We start from the raw sequence: 20,405 nt of genomic DNA, 5'->3' as shown, positions 1-20,405 counted from the left end.
GGCTCACACCCCGATCGTCGTGAGGTCCTGGAACCAGTGCTGGGCCTGGACGTAGGATTTGATCCTGGGCGACAGGGCGTGCGGGTTGGTGTCGTGGACGACCCAGATCAGCACGGCGTCGTCGACCACCTTCTCGTGGACCCTGGCCATGATCGCGTCCTGCTTCGCCGGGTCGAACTCCGCCAGCGCCTGGTCGATGAGCTTGTCGACCTCGGGGCTGGCATAGTTGCTCCAGTTCACGCCGACCGGCGCGCCCTGGTTCGAGGCGAAGAAGCGCGTGAAGGCGTAGAGCGGATCGGACGTCACGTAGGCGATGTTGTTGGCGGTAACGTCCTTGTTCATCTCGGCCTTGGCGCCGGCCCGCCACGCCGTGTAGAGCGCCTCGAGCTCGACGACCTTGAAGTCGAGGTCGATATAGACGTCCTTGAACATCTGCTGGATGGCCTCGTTCATCGGCAGCGACAGCATCTGGCCGCTGCCGCCCGAGGCCACAACGAATTTCGTCTTCAGCGGCTGCGCCTTGCTGAAGCCCGCGGCACTCATCAGGGTGCGCGCCTCGTCGGGCGCGAACTTGATCTCGAAGCTCGGCTTGCCGAACCACGGGCTCGATCTGTCGACCTGGCCGAAGGCCGGCTGGGCGAGACCGCCCAGCAGCTGCACAATCGCATTCCGGTCGATCGCGAGGTTGGCGGCCTTACGCAGGCGGATGTCGGTCCAGGGCGAGCCCGGCAGCATCGAGGGGTGATAGTTCCAGACGTGCGGCGTTACGTTCTGCACGATCTTCATACCGGCCTTGGTCAGGCGATCGACCGTGTCGGGAGTCGGCGTCTCGATCAGATCGACCGAGCCCGAGAGCAACGCAGCCGTGCGGGTCGCACCCTCGGGGGCGACCACCAGTACCATGCGGTCGGCCTTGGGAATGCGCTTGGGATTCCAGTACGCCTCGTTCCTGACCAGCTCGGCGCGTTCGCGCGGTACCAGGCGGGCGAGCTTGAAGGGGCCCGTGCCCGACGGTTCGGACGCGAACTTGTTCCAGTCCTTGCCGAGCTTCTCGAACTGCGCCGGGCTCGACACCAGGAACCACAGCATCTGGTAGGGGAAGAGCGCGTCGACGACCTTGGTCTTCACCTCGACGGTCATGTCGTCGATCTTGCGGTAGCTGGCGACCGACGGCAGGCGCGGCCGCACCTGCGAGGCCTGGCGCTGATCGAACTGCGGGGCCTTGGTGTCGAACACCTTGTCGAAGTTCCAGATTACTGCATCGGCATTGAAGGCCGAGCCGTCGTGGAACTTCACGCCGTCGCGCAGCTTGAAGGTCCACAGCGTCTTGTCGGCGTCACTGACCTTCCACTCGGTGGCCAGACCGGGGATCAGCTTGCCCGGCCGGTCGGAGACGTCCATCTCCCAGGCGACCAGCGGATCGTAGAGCGTGTAGCCGGTGAACTTGTAGGCCCCGGCGCCCCGGTCGGGCTGGCCGGTGGTGAGCGGCACGTCGGCCATCGAAATGCCGAAGCGCACGACTTTTTCCTGCGCGAAAGCGGGCAGCGGCAGCGCCGCCAGCGCACCGGCGGCAATGAACGAACGGCGGGACACGCTCATGAGGGAAAATTCCTGTCAGAGTTTCGGTCGGTGCGAACGCCACGGCGTGGCGCGTTCATAGGCGGCGCCGGCGGCCAGGACGCTGGCTTCGTCGAACGCGCGGCCGGCCAGCTGGAAGGCGAGAGGCAGGCCGGCGGCATCGAAGCCGCAGCACACCGTGGCCGCGGGCTGGCCGGTGACGTTGAAGGGCATGCTGAGCGAGGGTTTGCCCAGGAAGTGGAAGATCGGCGCCGGGTCCTCGAAGACTTCCGGCGGCCCCCACTGGTTGGCGGTCATCACGAGATCGTAGCCGCGCATCGCCGCGCGCGTGTCCTGCTGCAGCTTGCGGCGGAACCGCAGCGCCGAGAGGTACTGCTCGGCCGACAGGAAGGCGCCGAGCTGGAAGCGGCGCCGCGTCGTATAGCCGAACTTCTCGGGGCGCTCGATCACGTCGCGGCGATGGATGGCGTGCGCCTCGGTCGTGATGATGACCCGGCCGCAGATGTGATAGTCGCGGATATCGGGGAGCGTCACTTCCTCGACGATGGCGCCGAGATCGCGCATCACGCGCACGGCCTCCTCCATGCCCGCCGCCATGTCGTCGGAGAGACTGCCGTAGGAGCCCTCGTACCAGCTCCGCGCCAGCGCGATACGCATGCCCTTGATCGGGCGTTGCGCCGCAGCGCCGTAATCGACCTTGGCCGCGTGCGCCGAGGCCTGGTCGTTGGGATCGTGCCCGGCCAGCACATCGAGCATCAGCGCGCAGTCTTCCGTCGTCCACGCCATCGGCCCGGCCGTGTCGAGGCTGAAGGAGAGCGGGAAGATGCCGCAACGGCTCACCAGACCATAGGTCGGCTTGATGCCCGCGACGGCACAATAGCCCGCCGGGTTGCGGATCGAGCCGCCGGTATCGGAGCCCATCGCACCCATGCAGAGGGCGGCCGCGATCGCCGCGCCCGAGCCGCTCGACGAGCCGCCGGGCTGATAGGCGGTGTTCCACGGATTGCGCACGGGCGGGAAGGGTTGGTCCGCTGTCATCGCACCGTTCGCGAATTCATGCGTGCCGAGCTTGCCCAGGATCACGGCGCCCGAATCCTTGAGGCGGCGGACCGTCTCGGCGTCGATGGCGGGCACGTAGTCGAACTTGAGGTGCGAATGGCCGGTCGTCTTGATGCCGGCCGTCTCGTAGATGTCCTTCAGTGCGATCGGGATGCCGTGCATCGGCCCGCGGCGCAGGCCGCCCTTCATCTCCATGTCGGCCTGGCGCGCGGCGTTCAGCGCGATGTCGGCCGTCACGGTGACGTAACTGTTGAGAGTGCGATCGATGGACTCGATGCGCGCCAGGAACGCCTCGGTCAGCGCCGTCGCGGTGAGTTCGCCGCGCGCCATCAGGCGGCCGGCCTCGGCGATCCCCAGTGTCGTGAGATCGCTCGTCGTCAGATCGGTCATGGGAAACTCTACTCGTCGGCGCGGAAGACGTGCGGCGGCTCGGCAGCCCAGGCCCAGCGCTCGGGGATGCGCTCCATCAGGCCGAGCAGGCCGACATAGCCCTTGTGCAGGTGGCCGATGTCCTCCTCGGTCAGCGTGAGACCGGTCAGCGCGGCGCGCGCCCGGAATTCCTCGAGCGTTGGCGCCCTGGTCGACGATGTCATGACATCCCTCCGCAACTTCAATCGCATGCAATCGACATGCCGCCTCACGCCTAGCGCGGACATGTTGCGTTGGCTTGGCCCTTGCATGACGGAACGCACAGCGTCTCGCATTGGGACTGCCGAACCGGAGAGTGGTGAATGTTCAAACGTCTTCGCGTCACTGTCGCCGGCCTGGCGGTCCTCGCAGCGACGGCGACGCCTGCCTTCTCGCAGGGCACTCTGCGCATCGGCATGACAGCCGCCGACATTCCCTTGACGACCGGTCAGCCCGACCAGGGATTCGAGGGATTCCGCTTCGCCGGCTACACGATCTATGACGCGCTCGTGAACTGGGACCTGTCGAAGGCCGACACGATCGCCGACATCCGGCCCGGCCTCGCCGTGTCCTGGGCACCGGTCGAGGGCGAGCCGACCAAATGGGTCTTCAAGCTGCGCGAGGGCGTCAAGTTCCACGACGGTTCGGACTTTGACGCCGACGCCGTGATCTGGAACCTCGACAAGGTGCTGAACGACAAGTCGCCGCAGTTCGACCGCAAGCAGATGGCGCAGGTGCGGGCGCGCATTCCGACCTTGGTCGGATACAGGAAGATCGACAAGTACACGGTCGAGCTCACGACACGCATCGTGAACTCGCTGTTTCCCTACGACATGTCCTACGTCTTCTATTCCAGCCCGGCGAACTGGGAGAAGCAGGACAAGGACTGGAACAAGGTCGCACTCAATCCGTCGGGCACCGGCCCGTTCAAGGTCGATCGCGTCGTGCCGCGCGAGCGCATGGAACTCTCGCGCAACGCCGACTACTGGGAAAAGGCGCGCGTGCCGAAGCTCGACAAGGTGATCCTGTTCCCGATGCCGGAAGCCGCGACCCGCACGGCGGCGCTGCTGGCGGGCCAGGTCGACTGGATCGAGGTGCCCGCGCCCGACGCCATCCCGCGCCTCAAGCAGGGCGGCATGACCATCGTCACCAACAAGTATCCGCACAACTGGGCCTACCAGCCCAGCATGGTCGAAGGGTCGCCCTGGACCGACATTCGCGTGCGCAAGGCGGCCAACCTCGCCATCGATCGCGCCGGCCTGAACAAGCTGCTGGGCGGGCTGATGATCGAGTCGAAGGGCCATGTCTATCCGGGCCACCCCTGGTTCGGCACGCCCGCCTTCGACATCAAGTACGATCCGGCGGCGGCCAAGAAACTACTGGCCGAGGCCGGCTACAGCGCCACCAAGAAGCCCAAGATCAAGATCGCGATCTCGACCTCGGGCTCGGGCCAGATGCTGCCGTTGCCGATGAACGAATACGTGCAGGAGAACCTGAACGCGGTCGGCTTCGACACTTCGTTCGAGGTCATGGAATGGAACGCGCTGGTGAACTTCTCCTTCCAGCCGGTGACCGGCGAGAATGCGAAGAAGGCGGGCGTCAACGGCATCAACATCAGCCGCGCCACGGTCGATCCCTATTCGGCGTTCACGCGCCTGATGAACAGCAACTTCGTGCCGCCGGTCGGCGCCAACTGGGGCATCCTGAAGGACGAGAAGCTCGACGCCATGATCAACAAGGCGCACACGAGCTTCGACAAGGCCGAGCAGACCAAGGCGCTGGCCGAGGTGCACGGCTACATCGTCGACCAGGCCTACTGGGTGTGGATCGCGCACGACCTGAACCCGCGCGCCATGAGCCCCAAGGTGAAGGGCTTCGTCCAGGCGCAGAGCTGGTTCCAGGACCTGACGCCGGTCGAAATCAAGTAGTTCCCAGCAACAATAGAAGAGGCGGGCCGCAATGCTCCTCTATGCCCTACGCCGCCTGATCTACCTTATCCCCGTCGCCTTCGGCGTGTCGCTGCTCGTCTTCGCGCTGGTACACTTGGCGCCGGGCGACCCGATCTCGGCTATCGTGCCACCGGATGCGCCGAAGGAAGTGGTCGACAAGCTCAAGGAATATTACGGCTTCGACAAGCCGCTGCCGGTCCAGTACCTGCGCTGGCTCGGCGTCACCCTGACCGGCGATCTCGGCACCTCGATCGGCACCGGCCGCTCGGTCGCCTCCGAGGTCGGCAGCGCCTTCGGCAACACGATCATCCTGGCGATCGCCGCCACGCTGTTCGCCTTCACCCTGGCGGTGATCCTGGGCACCGCCGCTGCCTATGCGAAGTCGCGCATCGTCGACCGCCTGGTGACGGTGATCTCGCTGATCGGCGTCAGCGTGCCCCACTTCTGGCTGGCGATCGTGCTGGTCATCATCTTCGCGGTCGAGCTTGGGGCCCTGCCACCAATGGGCATCGGACCGGAGAACTCCACCGGCTGGCAGTTCGATCGTGCCCACCTGGCCCACATGGTCCTGCCGACCATCGCGCTCTCGGTGATCCCGCTCGGCGTCGTCACCCGCACGGTGCGCTCGACCGTGAAGGAAACGCTCAACATGGAGTTCGTGACGGCGCTGCAGGCCAAGGGCATGCGCGACAGCCGTATCCTGTTCCATGTGCTCAAGAACGCCGCCCCGACCTGCCTCGCCGTCATGGGCCTGCAGGCCGGCAACCTGATCGGCGGTTCGATCCTGATCGAGACGGTGTTCGCCTGGCCGGGCACCGGCTTCCTGCTGAACAGTGCCATCTTCCGACGCGACCTGCCGATCCTGCAGGGCACGACCCTGGTGCTGGCCGGTTTCTTCATGCTGCTCAACCTGACCGTGGACATCATCCAGACCATGGTCGATCCGCGCATCAAGCGAGGCTGAACCCATGGCGCTGCAAAGTCCTTCGCTCGATGTCGGTGGCGCCGTCCTGGTGACGCCGAAGCCCACGGCCGGCGGCCGCGGCTACTGGCAATCGGTCGGCCGTCGCCTGCGCCGCGATCCGGTCACGCTGATCTGCGCGGCCATCCTGATCCTGCTGGTCGTGGCGTCGATGGCCGCGCCGTACCTCAACCTCGCGGATCCCTACAAGACCTCGATGCTGCGTCGCCTGCATCCGATCGGCTCGCCCAACCACTGGCTGGGCACCGACGAGCTGGGACGCGACATGTTTGCCCGGCTGATCTATGGCGGCCGGCTGTCGCTGTTCATGGGCGTGACGCCTGTCGTCTTTGCGCTCCTGATCGGCGGAAGCCTGGGCATTCTCGCCGGGTTCGTGGGCGGCAAGACCAACATGGCGATCATGCGCATCATGGACGTCTTCTATGCCTTCCCGTCGGTGCTGCTGGCGATCTCGCTGTCCGGCGCGATGGGCGCCGGCACCGAGAACACGCTGCTGTCGCTCACCCTGGTGTTCATCCCGCCGATCTGCCGCGTCTCGGAGAGCGTCACCACGCAGGTGCGCGGCTTCGACTTCGTCGATGCCGCCAAGGCGAGCGGCGCCTCGGCCTTCACCATCGTGCGGGTCCATGTGCTGGGCAACGTGCTGGGGCCCATCCTGGTCTATGCGACGTCGCTGATCAGCGTCGCGATCATCCTCGCCGCCGGCCTGAGCTTCCTCGGCCTGGGCGTGAAGCCGCCGGAGCCCGAATGGGGCCTGATGCTGAACACGCTGCGCCAGGCGATCTACGTCAATCCGGTGCTCGCGGCGCTGCCGGGCGTGATGATCTTCGTGACCTCGATCTGCTTCAACCTGATGAGCGATGGCCTGCGCGCGGCCATGGATGTGAAGGCCTGACATGGACACGCTGCTTCCCATTGAGGATCGAGGCGGCCCGGCGCAACCGCTGCTGCTGGCGAGCGGGCTGCGCAAATACTTCCCGGTCACGGGCGGGCTCCTGGGGCGCACCACCAAGGTCGTGCGCGCGGTCGATGATCTCACCCTCTCGGTCGCCAAGGGCGAGACGCTGGGCGTGGTCGGCGAATCGGGCTGCGGCAAGTCGACGGTGGCGCGCCTGCTGATCCGCCTGATCAAACCCGACCAGGGCACGATGGTGCTGGACGGCGATCCGGTCGACGAACCGCACGGCATCACGGTGAACGAGCTGCGCCGCCAGGTGCAGATGGTGTTCCAGGATTCCTATGCCTCGCTCAATCCGCGCCTCACCATCGCCGAGACGCTGGCCTTCGCACCGCGCGCGCACGGCCTGCCGGCGGCCGAGGCGCGCGAGCGTGTTCGCGACCTTTTGAGCAAGGTCGGCCTCGACCCGGCCAACTACGCCACGCGCTATCCGCACGAACTGTCGGGCGGCCAGCGCCAGAGGGTGAACATCGCCCGGGCGCTGGCGCTCAGGCCGCGGCTGATTATCCTCGACGAGGCGGTGTCGGCGCTCGACAAGTCGGTCGAGGCGCAGGTGCTGAACATGCTGGTCGACCTCAAGACCGAGCTCGACCTCACCTACGTGTTCATCAGCCACGACCTCAACGTGGTGCAGTATCTCAGCGACCGCGTGCTGGTCATGTATCTCGGCAAGATCGTCGAACTGGGTCCCGTGGAGGCGATCTACGGCAACCCGCAGCATCCCTATACGCGCGCTCTGCTGTCGGCCCGGCCGTCGATGGATCCGCGCAAGCGCACCAGGGAGGCGCCGATCCAGGGCGATCCGCCCAACCCGATCGATCCGCCGTCGGGCTGCCGGTTCCGCACGCGCTGCCCCTTCGCGGAAGAGGTTTGCGCCCGCACCGAGCCGCTGCTGGCCGATACCGGGCACCAGGCCGTGGCCTGTCACATGCGCGTGGCGGGCTCGGGTCATTCCAAGGCGAGGGCGGCATGACCAACCTGCTTCAGGTCCGCGATCTCCACGTCACCTTCGTCACGCCCGACCGGACGGTACACGCCGTCAACGGCGTCAGCTTCGATCTCGCGCGCGGCGAGACGCTCGGCATCCTGGGCGAATCTGGCTCTGGCAAGAGCGTCACCCTGCGCTCGATCCTGCGCCTGCATCCCGAGCATCGCACGCGCTGGTCCGGCAGCATCAAGCTCGAGGGCGACGAGGTCCTCGACATGGCGCCCAAGGCGCTCTCCGACCTGCGCGGCCAGCGGGTCTCGATGATCTTCCAGGAGCCAGCGACCGCCTTCGACCCGGTCTTCACCATCGGCCAGCAGATCGCCGAGACGGTGCGCCGCCACACCGGAAAGAGCGAAACCGAGGCGATGAAACGCGCCAAGGACCTGCTGGAGATGGTGCGCATTCCCTCGCCGGCGCAGCGGCTCAAGGCCTATCCGCACGAGATGTCGGGCGGCATGCGCCAGCGCGCCATGATCGCGCTCGCCCTGTCGTGCAATCCGACCCTGTTGCTGGCCGACGAACCGACCACGGCGCTCGACGCCACGGTGCAGATCCAGGTGCTGCTGCTGGTCCGCGAGCTGCAGCGCGAATTCAATCTCGGCGTCATCTTCGTCACCCACGATATCGGCGTGGCCGTCGAGGTCTCCGACCGGATCGGCGTCATGTATGCCGGCAAGCTGGTCGAGATGGCCTCTGTCGAGCGCATGGTCGACGCGCCACAGCATCCCTACAGCCGCGGCCTGCTGGCCTCGACGGTGCACGACGGCATGCGCGGCCAGCGCCTCGAATCCATCCCCGGCGCCCCGCCCGATCTCGCGGAAGTCCCGTCGGGCTGCAGCTTCGCCCCGCGCTGCAAGTTCGTGCGCCCCGACTGCACGACGGCCGTTCCGTCGCTGCGCGACGTCGAAGCTGCACACGCCGTGCGCTGCGTGCTGGCGGCGTAGGGCCGCTCGCTCTTCCTTCGGCGCTCCCGGACATTGCCGAAGGCAATGTCCTGCCGCTTAGCCGGCCGAGCTTCGCTCAGCCGTCCCTTCGCTTGACGTCTTCGAATGTTCATATGAAAGTAATATGAACGAAAACAATGACCTGCAGAGTTCATTCGAACCATGCAGATCGATCGGGACAGGAAGCGGGCTCAGGATCCGGGAATGCAGGCGGAAGAACGCGCCCGCGCCATCGTCGAACGCGTCCGCGGGGACGGCTTCCAGTCGATCGAGGCGCTGGCTCTCCAGTTTGGCGTCACGCCGCAGACGATCCGGCGCGACGTGAACCTGCTCTGCGACCGCGGCCTGCTGCGCCGGCGCCACGGCGGCGTCGAGCTGCCGCCCGAGGGCGAGAACCTCGCCTATCCCGCCCGCCAGGTCCTGAACATCGACGCCAAGCGCCGCATCGCCCGGCTGGTGGCGCGGGAGGTGCCGGACGGCGCCTCGCTGTTCTTCGGCATCGGCACCACGCCCGAGCAATGCGCGCTGGCACTGGCCGACCATGCCGGCCTGCGGGTAATGACCAACAATCTCAACGTCGCCCTGGCGCTGAGCCGCAGCGCCTCCTGCGAGATCACCGTCGCCGGCGGCCGCCTGCGCAACCTCGACCGCGACGTAGTGGCGGGCGAGGCCCATGGCTTCTTCGGCCGCTTCGCCGCCGACATCGGCATCTACGGCGTCGGCGGGGTGGCCGAGGACGGCACCCTGCTCGACTTCAGCACCGACGAGGTGACGATGCGCAGCGCGCTCGCGGCCCACTGCCGCCAGCGTTTCCTGGTGCTCGATCATTCCAAGTTCGGCCGCGGCGGCACGGTGCGGGGCGGCACCATCACCGAGGCGAGCGCGGTGTTCAGCGACCGCCCGGTGCCCGCCGCCATCGCCGGAAAGCTGCGCGAGGCCGGGGTCCGGCTCGTCTGCTGGCCGGAAGACGACGCGTCCAACGGTTCGACAAGTCAAACAAGGAGGGGTTGATCTCATGCTGAAGAAACTGGCCATCGCGGCCGCCCTGGGCCTCGCCGCCTTCGGCACCGTATCCGGCGCCGCCGCCCAGCAGCGGGCCATCTGCTACAACTGCCCGCCGGAATGGGCCGACTGGGGCTCCCAGCTCAAGGCCATCCAGGCCAAGCTCGGCATCACCGTGCCGCCGGACAACAAGAACTCCGGCCAGGCCATCGCCGCGCTGATCGCGGAGAAGGGCAGCCCGGTGGCCGACGTCACCTATCTCGGCGGCATCGCGGCCGACCCGGCCAAGGATGCCGGCGTCCTCACGCCCTACAAGCCGAAGAACTGGGAGAAGATCCCGGCCGACCTCAAGGACCCCGACGGCAACTGGTTCACCATCCACTCCGGCACGCTCGGCCTGTTCGTGAACAAGGCCGCACTGGGCAACAAGCCGGTGCCGCAGAGCTGGGCCGACCTGCTGAAGCCCGAATACAAGGGCCTGGTCGGCTATCTCGACCCGACCTCGGCCGCCGTCGGCCAGCTCGGCGTGATGGCGATCAACCTGGCGCTGGGCGGCACCTACGACAATCTCGATCCGGCCATCAAGTTCTTCAAGGAACTGGCCAAGAACCAGCCGATCGTGCCGAAGCAGACCTCGTATGCCCGCGTGATCTCGGGCGAGATCCCGATCCTGCTCGACTACGACTTCAACGCCTATCGCGGCCAGTACACCGACAAGGCGCCGGTGCAGTTCGTCATCCCGAAGGAAGGCACGCTGGTGTTCCCCTACGTGATGGCGCTGGTGAACAAGGGCCCGAATGCCGAGAACGGCAAGAAGGTGCTCGACTTCGTCCTGTCGGACGAGAGCCAGGCGATGTGGGGCAATGCCTATCTGCGCCCGGTCTTCGCCGACCGGCTGTCGGCCGAGGCCAAGGCCAAGTTCCTGCCCGACGCGGAATATGCCCGCGCCAAGCCGGTCGATCTGAAGAACCTCGCCAAGGCGCAGCCGCAGATCGTCGAGCGCTACCGCAAGGAAGTGAACTGAACTCCAACAGGCCATCGACAACGCAGCGGGGCGGCCGCAAGGCCGTCCCGCTTCTGCTCGTTTGAGGAACCGCCAACCATGCGGCACGAAACCCGCCGACTGATCCTTCTGCTGCTGCCCGCCGGCATCGTCTTCGCGGCCTTCTTCCTGCTGCCGATGGCGCGCCTGTTCTTCATCGGCGGCAGCGGCAAGACCGGCTGGGCGGCCTATGCCGCCATCCTCACCGACGACCTCTATCTCGGCAGCCTCGTCTCGACCTTCGCCGTGGCGGCGGCGACCACGGCGGCGACGCTGGTCATCAGCGGCATCTCCGGCGTGTTCCTGCAGCGGCACAAGTTTCCCGGCAACGCCCTCCTGGTGTCGATGCTGACCTTTCCGCTCGCTTTCCCGGGCGTGGTGATCGGCTTCATGGTGATCATGCTGGCCGGCCGCCAGGGCCTGATCGGCCAGGTGACGCAGGCGCTGACCGGCGAGAAGCTGGTCTTCGCCTACACGCTCTCCGGCCTGTTCATGGGCTACGTCTATTTCTCCATCCCGCGCACCATCCTCACCGTGATGGCCGCCGCCGAGAAGCTCGACCCCAAGCTCGAGGAGGCGGCCCGCTCGTTGGGCGCTTCGCCGTGGCGCGTGCTGATGGACGTCATCATTCCCGGCCTGAAGCCCGCCTTCATCTCCGCGGGCGCGATCTGCTTTGCGACGGCGGTCGGCGCGTTCGGCACCGCCTTCACGCTCGCCGCCAGGATCAACGTGCTGCCCATGGTGATCTACACCGAGTTCACCCTGTCGGCGAACATCGCCATGGCGGCGGCCCTGAGCTTCGTTCTGGGCATCGTCACCTGGCTGGTACTGGCGCTGGCGCGCACGGCCGCCGGCTCCAGCGTCGCGGCGGCAGGCTGACATGAAGCGCCGCGGCCTCTTCTACCTTCAGCTCGGTTTCACCCTGCTGGTCTCGGCCTTCCTCGTGGTGCCGGTGGTCCTCTCGATCATGGCCGGCCTCACGGTCAACTACTTCGTCGGCATCGAGAGCGGCCTCACCCTGCGTTGGGTCATGGAAGTGTGGAGCGGCTATCGCGACACGATTTTCCTCTCGATTGGCCTGTCGCTCGCCTGTCTCGCCGTCACCCTGGTGATCGGCATCCCGGCGGCCTATGTGCTGGCCAAGCGGCAGAACGCGCTGACCCGCGCGCTGGAGGAGATGCTGGTGCTGCCGGTGGCGGTGCCGGGGCTCGCGACCGCGCTGGCGCTGATCGTCACCTACGGCAGCCTGTCGGGCTTCCGCACCTCGTGGGCCTTCATCCTGGTCGGCCACGTGTTGTTCACCCTGCCCTTCATGGTGCGCAGTGTGCTGGCGGTGCTGAGCGCCATCGACCTCAAGACGCTCGAAGAGGGCGCAGCGTCGCTCGGCGCCGGCTTCTGGCCGCGCTTCCGCGACATCGTGCTGCCGAACTGCCGTCAGGGCATCCTCGCCGGTTCGCTGATGGTCGTGACGCTCTCCATGGGCGAGTTCAACATGACCTGGCTGCTGCACACGCCCTTCACCAAGACGCTGCCGGTGGGTCTCGCCGACGCCTATGCCTCGCTGCGGCTGGAAGTCGGCAGCGCCTACACCCTCGTCTTCTTCCTGATGATCATGCCGCTCCTGCTGGCGCTGCAGGCTTTCGCCAAGCCGCGTCCGGCGAAGTTCGTGGCAGAGGATTCCGAATGACCGACACCGCCAAACCAGTATCCATTTCCCTGACGAACTGCGCCAAGACCTTCGCTGACGGCACCCGTGCGCTCGAGCCGCTCGACTTCGCCATCAACGCGGGCGAGACGGTCGTCTTCCTCGGCCCCTCGGGCTGCGGCAAGACGACGACGCTGCGCATCATCGCCGGCCTCGAAGAGCCCGACGCCGGCGGCAAGGTGCTGTTCGACGGCACCGACGTCACGCACCTGCCGATCGAGCAGCGCAACGTCGGCATGGTGTTCCAGTCCTATGCGCTGTTTCCCAACATGACCGTCGCCGGCAACGTCGGCTACGGCCTGAAGATCCGGAAGGTGCCGGACGCGGAGATCAGGGCGCGCGTCTCGGAGATGCTGGCGATGATGCAGATCACGCGTCTCGCCGACCGCCGCATCGACCAGCTCTCGGGCGGCCAGCGGCAGCGCGTGGCACTGGCGCGCGCCATCGCGGTCCGGCCGCGGGCGCTGCTGCTCGACGAGCCGCTGACGGCGCTGGATGCCAAGCTGCGCGACACGCTGCGCCTGGAGATCGACTCGCTGCTGCGCTCGCTCGGCATCACCGCGATCTACGTGACGCACGACCAGGCCGAGGCGATGGCGCTGGGCGATCGCATCGTCGTCATGGAACATGGCCGCGTCGCCCAGATCGGCAAGCCGCGCGACATCTACCAGCGACCGGCGACGCGCTTCGTCGCCGAATTCATCGGCACGATGAACCGCCTGACCGGCTCGATCAGCAACGGCGCGTTCTCCTGCAAGGCCGGTCGTGTCGCCTGGGCCGACGCGCCGGCCACCGCCACCGAGATCCTGTTCCGGCCCGAGGACATCCGCGTCGTCGAAAGCGGCGAGGCTACCGGGCTGAACGGCACGGTCGCCGCCGCCTTCTTCCTGGGCGATCGTACGCGTCTGTTCGTGGACGTGGGCGAAGCGCAGCCGCTGGTGATCGAGAGCACCGCGCGGCGCGAGTTCAGCCATGGCGATCCGGTCGGGCTCGCCATCGATCCCCGCGGCCTGCTGGTGCTGTGAGGAGCCCGCCATGCTGATCGCCCAGATCACCGACACCCATATCAAGCTGCCGGGCAGGCTCGCCTACAAAAAGGCCGACACGGCCGCCATGCTGCGGCGCTGCGTGCAGGAGCTGCTGGCGCTGAGCCCGCAGCCCGACATCGTCCTGCTGACCGGCGACCTGGTCGATCTCGGACGACCGGAGGAATACGAGCACCTGAAGTCGATCCTGGCGCCGATCCGGCAACGCATCATCGCCATTCCCGGCAACCACGACGAACGCGAGGCAATGCGCGAGGCCTTCCGCGACGGCGGCTACCTGCCGGAGCAGGGGAAGTTCCTCCAGTTCGCGATCGACGACTATCCGCTGCGCCTCATCGGCCTCGACACGCTGATTCCCGGACAGGGCGGCGGCGAACTCTGCCGCGAGCGGCTCGACTGGCTCGACCGTGCGCTGGCCGACCGGCCCGACGTGCCCACCCTCGTAATGATGCACCACCCGCCCTTCGTCACCGGCATCGGCCACATGGACAAGATCGGCCTCTCAGGCCGCGAACCCTTCGCCGAGATCGTGGCGCGTCACCGCCAGGTCGAGCTGATCCTGTGCGGCCATCTCCATCGCACGATCCACGCCCAGGTCGGCGGCCGTCCGGCCATGACCTGTCCCAGTCCGGCGCATCAGGTCGCGCTCGACATCCATCCCGATGCCCCGAGCCGCTTCCGCATGGAGCCGCCGGGTTTCATGCTGCACTGGTGGAACGAGGGCCAGCTCGTGACCCATGCCGCCGTCATCGGCGACTATGACGGGCCGTATCCGTTCTTCGACGCCGACGGCAAGCTGATCGATTGAATTGATTGCGCGGAGCCTTGCTCCAATACCGTTGTCATCCCGAGCGTAGCGAGGGACCCTTGGCGGCGCACGATCAAAGGTCCCTCGCTAGGCTCGGGATGACAATGGCGATTGGGTCGATGTTTCGTGTCAGAAAGACACGGTTCAGATCGCGTGCTCGGGATCCTTGACCTTGGTCTTCACTGGACCGCGCTCGGCCGCGTCGCGTTCCTGTTCCTTGCGCGCCTTGAGGAGCTTGCGCAGGATCATGTTCCGCTTCAGCGCCGAGATGTGGTCGATGAACAAGATGCCGTCGAGATGGTCGATCTCGTGCTGGACACAGGTCGCCAGCAGGCCTTCGCAGGCCAGTTCCTGGGTCTTGCCGTCGCGGTCGAGGTAGCGGACCTTCACCGCCGCCGGACGAACCACGTCGGAATAGTGGTCCGGCACCGAGAGGCAGCCTTCCTCATAGGACAGGTCCTCGTCCGAGGCCTCGACGATCTCGGGATTGGCCATGAACAGCGGGCCGGTCTTCGTATCCTCGCGGTCGATGTCGAGCACGATGACGCGCTTCAGCACCCCGACCTGCGGCGCGGCGAGGCCGATGCCCGGCGCGTCGTACATCGTCTCCAGCATGTCATCCATGAGCTGCCGCACGCCGGCGTCGACCGTCTCGACGGGCAGGGACTTCTTCTTCAGGCGCGGATCGGGCGCGGTAAGGATGGGCAGGAGGGCCATGCTGAGTAAATATGCAGCAATATCAGGCTATTCAAGGCCCATCAGGAACGCTTGACCATGGTACCGATGCCGGCCTCGGTGAAGATCTCCAACAGCAGCGCATGCGGCACCCGGCCGTCCATGATCGTGGCGGCCTCGACGCCGCTGTTCACCGCGTCGATGCAGTTCTCAACCTTGGGGATCATCCCGCCGGAGATCGTGCCGTCGGCGATCAGGGCGCGGGCCTGCTCGACCGTCATATCCTGGATGAGCTGGCCATTCTTGTCGAGCACACCGGGCACGTCGGTCAGGAACAGCAAGCGTTTGGCCCGCATGGCGCCGGCAATCGCTCCCGCGGTAGTGTCGGCATTGATGTTGTAGGTGAGTTCATCGTCGACGCCGAACCCGATCGGGGCGACGACCGGGATGACGTCGGCCCGGCGCAGCTGCTCCAGTACCATGACGTTGATCTTGGCGGGCTCGCCCACCTGCTTCAGGTCGACCTTGAGCAGCTCGCCGGTCTTGGGATCGCGTATCTCGGTGACCTTCCTGGCCAGGATCAGGTTGCCGTCCTTGCCGCAGATGCCGACGGCGATGCCGCCGCATTCATTGATGTCGGCCACGATCGCCTTGTTGATCGAGCCGGCCAGGACCATCTCGACGATCTCCATGGTCGCCGCGTCGGTGACGCGCAGCCCGTTCACGAACGTGCTCTTGATGCCGACCCGCTCCAGCATCTTGTTGATCTGCGGGCCGCCGCCATGGACCACGATCGGGTTCATGCCGACCTGCTTCATCAGCACGACGTCGCGGGCGACCAGGTCGCCGAGCTTCGGGTCGGTCATGGCATGGCCGCCATATTTCACCACGAAGGTCGCGTCGTTGTGCCGGCGCATGTAGGGCAGGGCCTTGGAGATGGTCTCCGCCATGCGGATGAGCCGCTTCTGCTCCTTGTCCGGTTGAACAACCTCGGCCATTTCACAGCATCCCCAGTTGAACGAAAGCCCTCTCCGGGTCGGGAGAGGGCCGAGCAATTCGCCGAGGCGCATAATATATCAGGCGGCTTACGGATAGAAGAACCGGCCCCGCCGCGTCAGGATGTCCGCATGGCAGCTTCCCACCTTCTAGAGAGCGAACGCCTGGCAGATCGCGGCTTTGCCGTGGTGCGCAACCTGATCGGGCCGGACGAGTGCCGCGCGCTGGCCGCGCTGTGGCCCGAGCAGGCGCGATTCCGCAAGCACATCGTCATGCAGCGCCACGGCTACGGCCAGGGCGAGTATCAGTATTTCGCCTATGACCTGCCCGCGCCGGTGCAGCGGCTGCGCCAGGCGCTCTACCCCGAGCTGGCCGGAGTGGCCAACCAATGGAACGAACGGCTGGGGCGGCCCAGACGCTTCCCGCCGGCCCTGAAGGACTGGCTGCGCGAGTGCCACGAGGCCGGCCAGACCCGGCCGACGCCGCTGCTCCTGCGCTACGGGCCGGGCGACTACAACTGCCTGCATCGCGATCTCTACGGCGAGATGGTCTTCCCGCTGCAGGTCGTGGTGCTGCTGAGCGCCCCGGGCCGCGACTTCACGGGCGGCGAATTCATGCTGGTCGAGCAGCGCGCGCGCATGCAGTCACGCGGCGAGGTCGTGCCCCTCGAGCAGGGCGACGCCGCGATCTTCGCCGTGAACGAACGGCCCTCGAAAGGCGTGCGCGGCTGGCACCGGACCGCGATGCGCCACGGCGTCTCGAGCGTGCGCGAGGGCGAGCGCTTCACCCTGGGTCTCATCTTCCACGACGCGGCTTAGGAAGACGCGGCACGAGGCTTGTCATTGGAGCGCGCCACTCCAGTTGCGCTCACGATCTCGAGGCGCCACTGGAGTGGCGCGATCCAATGACTAAACCTGCGCGACGGCGACGATCTCGGCGCGCAGCTCGGGGATGCCGAAGCCGGTCTCGCTGCTGGTCGGCAGGACCACCGGATGGGCGGCGCCATGCTTGCGCGCGATCGCCTCGGCGGCCGCGACGGCGCGCGGCACGTCGGCGGCGCGCAGGTAGTCGGTCTTGGTCAGCAGGATCTGGTAGGAGACGGCGGCGCTGTCGAGGTTGCGCATCGTCTCGCGATCGCTCTCCTTCACCCCGTGACGGCTGTCGATCAGCACGAAGATGCGCATCAGGGTCGGCCGGCCGCGCAGGTAGGCCGAGGCGAGGTCCTGCCAGGTCTCCTTCATCGAGCGCGAGACCTTGGCGAAGCCGTAGCCCGGCAGGTCCACCAGCATCAGCCGGTCGGCGAGGTTGAAGAAATTGACCTGTCGCGTGTGACCGGGATTGGCCGAGACGCGCGCCAGCGTGCGCCGGCCGGTGAGCGCATTCACAAGGCTCGACTTGCCGACGTTGGAGCGGCCGGCGAAGGCCACTTCCGGCAGCGAGATGCCGGGCAGCGATTCGACCGATGCGGCGCCCGAGACGAAGTCGCAGGGACCCGCAAACAGCTTGCGGGCCGCCTCGATCTCTTCAGGCGAGCGGCCTTCGTCCTTCGTCTCGTCGGGCGACTTGTCCGGCATCAGCCCTTCTTGCCGGAGCTCTTCCCGCCCTTCTTGTCCTTGGCGGGGGCGGCCGGAGCCGGCACGGCTGCCGCCGGCGCACCCTTGCCGCCGATCGGCGCGCCGTGGCGGCGCATGATCGTGTACTGCTGCGCGATCGAGAGCGTGTTGCTCCACGCCCAGTAGATCACCAGGCCGGCGGCGAAGGGCGCCAGCATGAAGGTGAACAGGATCGGCAGGAACTGGAACACGCGCGCCTGCACCGGATCGGTGGGCTGCGGGTTCAGCTTCTGCTGCAGATACATCGTGATGCCCATGATCATGGGCCAGATGCCGATGTTGAAGAAGTGCAGGAACTGCGGCACGTCCCACGGAAACAGGCCGAAGCCGGTCAGGATGGTGAGCGGATCGGGCGCGGAGAGGTCCTTGATCCAGCCGTAGAACGGCTGATGGCGCATCTCGATGGTGGTGTAGAGCACCTTGTAGAGCGCGAAGAACACCGGGATCTGCACCAGGATGGGCAGGCAGCCCGCCGCCGGGTTCACCTTCTCGCGGCGATAGAGCTGCATCAGCTCCTGGTTCATGCGCTGGCGGTCCTCGCCATAGCGCTCCTTGAGCTTCTCCATCTCGGGCTGGAGCCGCTTCATCTTGCTCATCGCCGCATAGGACTTGTTGGCCAGCGGGAAGAACACGGCCTTCACGATCACGGTCAGCACCAGGATCGACAGGCCGAAATTGCCGAGATGCACGTAGAGCCATTCGAGCAGCCAGAACAGAGGCTTGGTGAAGAACCAGAACCAGCCCCAGTCGATCGTCAGGTTGAACTTCTCGATGCCGTACTTGCTTTCATAGTCGGAAATCACCCGCACGATCTTCGCGCCGGCGAACAGGTGGCCGTCGGTCTGCCCGATCGCGCCCGGCGCAATGGTCTCGCCCGCACCGATATAGTCGATCTGGTACTTGGCGCTGGCACCCGCGCCCGTGCCCTTCAGCGTCACGTCCACCTTGGACTTCTGATCCGGCACCAGGGTGGCCATCCAGTACTTGTCGGTGATGCCGACCCAGCCACCGGTGGTGCTGATCTTCTGCTGCTTGTTGTCCTTGAAGTCGCCGTAGCCGAATTCCTTGAGGCTGCCGTTGAAGACGCCGTAGGGACCCTCATGCAGGATGTAGGTCCCCTCGGCCGTCGGCGTGCCGTAGCGAACGACCAGGCTCCACGGGAAAACCGTAACCGGCTTGTCCGACTTGTTCTCGACGCTCTGCTTCACGTCGAACATGAAGAATTCGTCGATCGAGACGGTGAGGCCGAAGATCAGCCCATCGCCATTGTCCCAGGTCAGCTTCACCGGCTTGCCTGGCGCCACGGTCGGCGCGTCGGCCGTCCACAGCGTGTCCGGGCCCGGCACCTTGATCGCGGGGTCGGACGAGGACCAGCCGTACTCGGCGTAATAGGGATGGGCGGTGCCGACCGGCGACAGGACCGGCACGGGCGGGCTCTTGGGGTCGATGGTCTCGCGATATTTGACGAGCTGCACGTCGTCGATGCGCGCGCCCTTGAGCGAGATCGAGCCGGTCAGCTCGGCGGTGTTGAAGGTGACGCGCGGCGTCAGCGCGACGGCCTCGCCGCGGCTGACCACCGGCTGCTGTACCGGCGCCACGCCCGGACCGGGCTGCGTGCCGGGCGCGCCGGGCTGGCCGGTGGGGGCCGCCGGGGCGCCGGACTGCGTCGTCGCCTGCTGCTGGGCCGTGTTGGTCGCCTGCTTGGACGGCGGGAACGCCACCTGCCAGCCCACGATGATCAACACCGACAGGACGATGGCGACGATAAAATTCTTCTGATCCATTGGTCGGCGATCTTTCGTGGCGCGTCAGGAGCGCCGGGCGGGGTGACAGGAAAGCGGCGCGCGCGAGCGGGCGGCGGCCGGCGGAACGGGATCGTAGCCGCCGGCACCCCAGGGGCCGCAGCGGCACAGGCGATGGACGGCGAGCCAGCTTCCCCTCAACCCGCCATGCTTCGACAGCGCCTCGACCGCATAGGCCGAGCACGAGGGCTCGTAGCGGCAGGCTCCGACGAAGAAGTAGGCGAGCGTGAGTTGGTAGAAGCGAATCGCGCCGCGCAGGACCTGGGACATCATGCGGCCCGGAAACTGGCGATTTAAGCGGTCCGGCGCAAGCTGCCAATGCACGTCATGGCGTCGCTGTCGGCGCCGCAAGCGCCTTGAGGCGCCGCAGCGCCTCCTGCAACTCGGCCCGCATCGCCAGGAAGTCGCGGCCGAGGGCGCCCTGGCGCCCGACCAGCACATAGTCATGGTCAGCGCGGGCCGTTTCCGGAATCACCTGGCGGGCAATCTCGCGCAGGCGGCGGCGGACCCGGTTGCGAACCACGGCATTGCCGACCTTGCGGCTGACCGTGAAGCCGACCCGGATGGCTGGAAAAGCCAGTTCCGGTGGAACGGGGGCGATCTGCAGCACGAATCCGGGCATGGCGCATCGCCGCCCGGCCTGGACGCGCAGGAAGTCGCTACGATTCGGCAGACGCCCGAGGCGCGCCGCAGACAATCGGACTAGGCCGACAGACGCTTGCGGCCGGACCGGCGGCGGTTGGCGATGACCTTGCGGCCACCGACGGTCGCCATACGGGACCGGAACCCGTGCCGACGGGCGCGGACCAGCTTGCTCGGCTGATAGGTGCGTTTCATGACGCAACTCCTT

General features: G+C 66.7%; 22 protein-coding genes. 12 read left to right on the top strand and 10 right to left on the bottom strand.

The features are described 5' to 3' along the window. Positions 1-3: 3 nt before the first annotated feature. From Q0Q48_RS04095 to Q0Q48_RS04085, 3 genes are read right to left on the bottom strand one after another with little or no spacing between them, the layout of a single operon-like run. Positions 4-1,599: an ABC transporter substrate-binding protein gene (locus Q0Q48_RS04095; protein WP_295134428.1), complete on the bottom strand. Its 1,596-nt coding sequence runs from the start codon at positions 1,597-1,599 to the stop codon at positions 4-6. Between the two features lie 15 nt (positions 1,600-1,614). Beyond that, positions 1,615-3,027 carry an amidase gene (locus Q0Q48_RS04090; RefSeq protein ID WP_295134425.1) on the bottom strand — a complete coding sequence of 471 codons (1,413 nt, stop codon included), beginning with the start codon at positions 3,025-3,027 and terminating at the stop codon, positions 1,615-1,617. Between the two features lie 8 nt (positions 3,028-3,035). Continuing rightward, entirely contained in the window at positions 3,036-3,230 is a 195-nt protein-coding gene (locus Q0Q48_RS04085) for a hypothetical protein (RefSeq protein WP_295134422.1), read from the bottom strand. A gap of 138 nt (positions 3,231-3,368) precedes the next feature. Here Q0Q48_RS04085 and Q0Q48_RS04080 point away from each other — a divergent pair, with 138 nt between their 5' ends. The 11 genes from Q0Q48_RS04080 (at position 3,369) to Q0Q48_RS04030 (ending at position 14,469) form a co-directional block, all read left to right on the top strand. Then, complete coding sequence (locus tag Q0Q48_RS04080) at positions 3,369-4,973, top strand: ABC transporter substrate-binding protein (protein WP_295134419.1); 1,605 nt, start codon at positions 3,369-3,371, stop codon at positions 4,971-4,973. Positions 4,974-5,004: 31 nt separating this feature from the next. Continuing rightward, positions 5,005-5,958, top strand: a complete 954-nt coding sequence (locus tag Q0Q48_RS04075) for an ABC transporter permease (RefSeq protein ID WP_295134416.1) — start codon at positions 5,005-5,007, stop codon at positions 5,956-5,958. 4 nt (positions 5,959-5,962) lie between these two features. Next, complete coding sequence (locus Q0Q48_RS04070) at positions 5,963-6,871, top strand: ABC transporter permease (RefSeq protein WP_295134412.1); 909 nt, start codon at positions 5,963-5,965, stop codon at positions 6,869-6,871. Between the two features lies 1 nt (position 6,872). After that, positions 6,873-7,907: an oligopeptide/dipeptide ABC transporter ATP-binding protein gene (locus Q0Q48_RS04065; RefSeq protein WP_295134409.1), complete on the top strand. Its 1,035-nt coding sequence runs from the start codon at positions 6,873-6,875 to the stop codon at positions 7,905-7,907. Beyond that, positions 7,904-8,866 carry an ABC transporter ATP-binding protein gene (locus Q0Q48_RS04060; protein ID WP_295134406.1) on the top strand — a complete coding sequence of 321 codons (963 nt, stop codon included), beginning with the start codon at positions 7,904-7,906 and terminating at the stop codon, positions 8,864-8,866. Before Q0Q48_RS04065 ends, Q0Q48_RS04060 begins: the two co-directional genes overlap by 4 nt. Positions 8,867-9,028: 162 nt before the next feature. After that, entirely contained in the window at positions 9,029-9,877 is an 849-nt protein-coding gene (locus Q0Q48_RS04055; protein WP_295134403.1) for a DeoR/GlpR family DNA-binding transcription regulator, read from the top strand. A gap of 7 nt (positions 9,878-9,884) precedes the next feature. Further along, positions 9,885-10,892, top strand: coding sequence for an extracellular solute-binding protein (locus tag Q0Q48_RS04050; protein WP_295135201.1), 1,008 nt, complete (start codon positions 9,885-9,887; stop codon positions 10,890-10,892). A 78-nt stretch (positions 10,893-10,970) separates the two neighbouring features. Further along, complete coding sequence (locus Q0Q48_RS04045; RefSeq protein WP_295134400.1) at positions 10,971-11,789, top strand: ABC transporter permease; 819 nt, start codon at positions 10,971-10,973, stop codon at positions 11,787-11,789. 1 nt (position 11,790) lies between these two features. Then, positions 11,791-12,597: an ABC transporter permease subunit gene (locus tag Q0Q48_RS04040; protein WP_295134397.1), complete on the top strand. Its 807-nt coding sequence runs from the start codon at positions 11,791-11,793 to the stop codon at positions 12,595-12,597. Continuing rightward, positions 12,594-13,640 (top strand): ABC transporter ATP-binding protein, encoded by a 1,047-nt coding sequence (locus Q0Q48_RS04035; protein WP_295134394.1) that lies wholly within the window; start codon positions 12,594-12,596, stop codon positions 13,638-13,640. The genes Q0Q48_RS04040 and Q0Q48_RS04035 overlap by 4 nt, the downstream gene beginning before the upstream one ends. Before the next feature lie 10 nt (positions 13,641-13,650). Continuing rightward, on the top strand, positions 13,651-14,469 hold the full coding sequence (locus tag Q0Q48_RS04030) for a phosphodiesterase (protein WP_295134391.1): 819 nt from the start codon (positions 13,651-13,653) through the stop codon (positions 14,467-14,469). Between the two features lie 144 nt (positions 14,470-14,613). On the opposite strand, the gene def is transcribed toward Q0Q48_RS04030, so the two are convergent. Beyond that, a complete protein-coding gene (gene def, locus Q0Q48_RS04025) occupies positions 14,614-15,186 on the bottom strand; it encodes a peptide deformylase (protein ID WP_295134387.1) in 573 nt (190 codons plus the stop codon). Between the two features lie 41 nt (positions 15,187-15,227). After that, positions 15,228-16,142, bottom strand: a complete 915-nt coding sequence (gene argB, locus Q0Q48_RS04020; protein ID WP_295134384.1) for an acetylglutamate kinase — start codon at positions 16,140-16,142, stop codon at positions 15,228-15,230. A 129-nt stretch (positions 16,143-16,271) separates the two neighbouring features. Between argB and Q0Q48_RS04015 the strand changes: the two genes are divergently transcribed. Then, positions 16,272-16,958, top strand: coding sequence for a 2OG-Fe(II) oxygenase (locus Q0Q48_RS04015; RefSeq protein WP_295134381.1), 687 nt, complete (start codon positions 16,272-16,274; stop codon positions 16,956-16,958). Between the two features lie 90 nt (positions 16,959-17,048). Here the strand turns inward: Q0Q48_RS04015 and yihA are convergent, their stop codons facing one another. From yihA to rpmH, 5 genes are read right to left on the bottom strand one after another with little or no spacing between them, the layout of a single operon-like run. Further along, positions 17,049-17,714, bottom strand: coding sequence for a ribosome biogenesis GTP-binding protein YihA/YsxC (gene yihA / locus Q0Q48_RS04010; RefSeq protein WP_295134378.1), 666 nt, complete (start codon positions 17,712-17,714; stop codon positions 17,049-17,051). After that, a complete protein-coding gene (gene yidC, locus Q0Q48_RS04005; RefSeq protein WP_295134375.1) occupies positions 17,714-19,537 on the bottom strand; it encodes a membrane protein insertase YidC in 1,824 nt (607 codons plus the stop codon). Before yidC ends, yihA begins: the two co-directional genes overlap by 1 nt. A gap of 24 nt (positions 19,538-19,561) precedes the next feature. Next, positions 19,562-19,828 carry a membrane protein insertion efficiency factor YidD gene (gene yidD / locus Q0Q48_RS04000; RefSeq protein WP_295134372.1) on the bottom strand — a complete coding sequence of 89 codons (267 nt, stop codon included), beginning with the start codon at positions 19,826-19,828 and terminating at the stop codon, positions 19,562-19,564. Positions 19,829-19,880: 52 nt separating this feature from the next. Continuing rightward, positions 19,881-20,252 (bottom strand): ribonuclease P protein component, encoded by a 372-nt coding sequence (gene rnpA / locus Q0Q48_RS03995; protein ID WP_295134368.1) that lies wholly within the window; start codon positions 20,250-20,252, stop codon positions 19,881-19,883. Between the two features lie 5 nt (positions 20,253-20,257). After that, positions 20,258-20,392: a 50S ribosomal protein L34 gene (gene rpmH, locus Q0Q48_RS03990; RefSeq protein WP_068199953.1), complete on the bottom strand. Its 135-nt coding sequence runs from the start codon at positions 20,390-20,392 to the stop codon at positions 20,258-20,260. Between the last annotated feature and the right edge of the window lie 13 nt (positions 20,393-20,405).

Origin of the sequence: uncultured Reyranella sp., from assembly GCF_945957355.1 — a bacterium.
Classification (GTDB): Bacteria; Pseudomonadota; Alphaproteobacteria; order Reyranellales; family Reyranellaceae; genus Reyranella.
Note: the sequence above shows the minus strand (reverse complement) of the source record. Positions and strands in the feature narration are given on the sequence as shown.

Excerpts from the sequence above, each read along its gene's own strand:
- Q0Q48_RS04095 (WP_295134428.1), bottom strand. The coding sequence starts at position 1,599 with ATGAGCGTGTCCCGCCGTTCGTTCATTGCCGCCGGTGCGCTGGCGGCG.
- Q0Q48_RS04090 (WP_295134425.1), bottom strand. The coding sequence starts at position 3,027 with ATGACCGATCTGACGACGAGCGATCTCACGACACTGGGGATCGCCGAG.
- Q0Q48_RS04085 (WP_295134422.1), bottom strand. The coding sequence starts at position 3,230 with ATGACATCGTCGACCAGGGCGCCAACGCTCGAGGAATTCCGGGCGCGC.
- Q0Q48_RS04080 (WP_295134419.1), top strand. The coding sequence starts at position 3,369 with ATGTTCAAACGTCTTCGCGTCACTGTCGCCGGCCTGGCGGTCCTCGCA.
- Q0Q48_RS04075 (WP_295134416.1), top strand. The coding sequence starts at position 5,005 with ATGCTCCTCTATGCCCTACGCCGCCTGATCTACCTTATCCCCGTCGCC.
- Q0Q48_RS04070 (WP_295134412.1), top strand. The coding sequence starts at position 5,963 with ATGGCGCTGCAAAGTCCTTCGCTCGATGTCGGTGGCGCCGTCCTGGTG.
- Q0Q48_RS04065 (WP_295134409.1), top strand. The coding sequence starts at position 6,873 with ATGGACACGCTGCTTCCCATTGAGGATCGAGGCGGCCCGGCGCAACCG.
- Q0Q48_RS04060 (WP_295134406.1), top strand. The coding sequence starts at position 7,904 with ATGACCAACCTGCTTCAGGTCCGCGATCTCCACGTCACCTTCGTCACG.
- Q0Q48_RS04055 (WP_295134403.1), top strand. The coding sequence starts at position 9,029 with ATGCAGATCGATCGGGACAGGAAGCGGGCTCAGGATCCGGGAATGCAG.
- Q0Q48_RS04045 (WP_295134400.1), top strand. The coding sequence starts at position 10,971 with ATGCGGCACGAAACCCGCCGACTGATCCTTCTGCTGCTGCCCGCCGGC.
- Q0Q48_RS04040 (WP_295134397.1), top strand. The coding sequence starts at position 11,791 with ATGAAGCGCCGCGGCCTCTTCTACCTTCAGCTCGGTTTCACCCTGCTG.
- Q0Q48_RS04035 (WP_295134394.1), top strand. The coding sequence starts at position 12,594 with ATGACCGACACCGCCAAACCAGTATCCATTTCCCTGACGAACTGCGCC.
- Q0Q48_RS04030 (WP_295134391.1), top strand. The coding sequence starts at position 13,651 with ATGCTGATCGCCCAGATCACCGACACCCATATCAAGCTGCCGGGCAGG.
- def (WP_295134387.1), bottom strand. The coding sequence starts at position 15,186 with ATGGCCCTCCTGCCCATCCTTACCGCGCCCGATCCGCGCCTGAAGAAG.
- argB (WP_295134384.1), bottom strand. The coding sequence starts at position 16,142 with ATGGCCGAGGTTGTTCAACCGGACAAGGAGCAGAAGCGGCTCATCCGC.
- Q0Q48_RS04015 (WP_295134381.1), top strand. The coding sequence starts at position 16,272 with ATGGCAGCTTCCCACCTTCTAGAGAGCGAACGCCTGGCAGATCGCGGC.
- yihA (WP_295134378.1), bottom strand. The coding sequence starts at position 17,714 with ATGCCGGACAAGTCGCCCGACGAGACGAAGGACGAAGGCCGCTCGCCT.
- yidC (WP_295134375.1), bottom strand. The coding sequence starts at position 19,537 with ATGGATCAGAAGAATTTTATCGTCGCCATCGTCCTGTCGGTGTTGATC.
- yidD (WP_295134372.1), bottom strand. The coding sequence starts at position 19,828 with ATGATGTCCCAGGTCCTGCGCGGCGCGATTCGCTTCTACCAACTCACG.
- rpmH (WP_068199953.1), bottom strand. The coding sequence starts at position 20,392 with ATGAAACGCACCTATCAGCCGAGCAAGCTGGTCCGCGCCCGTCGGCAC.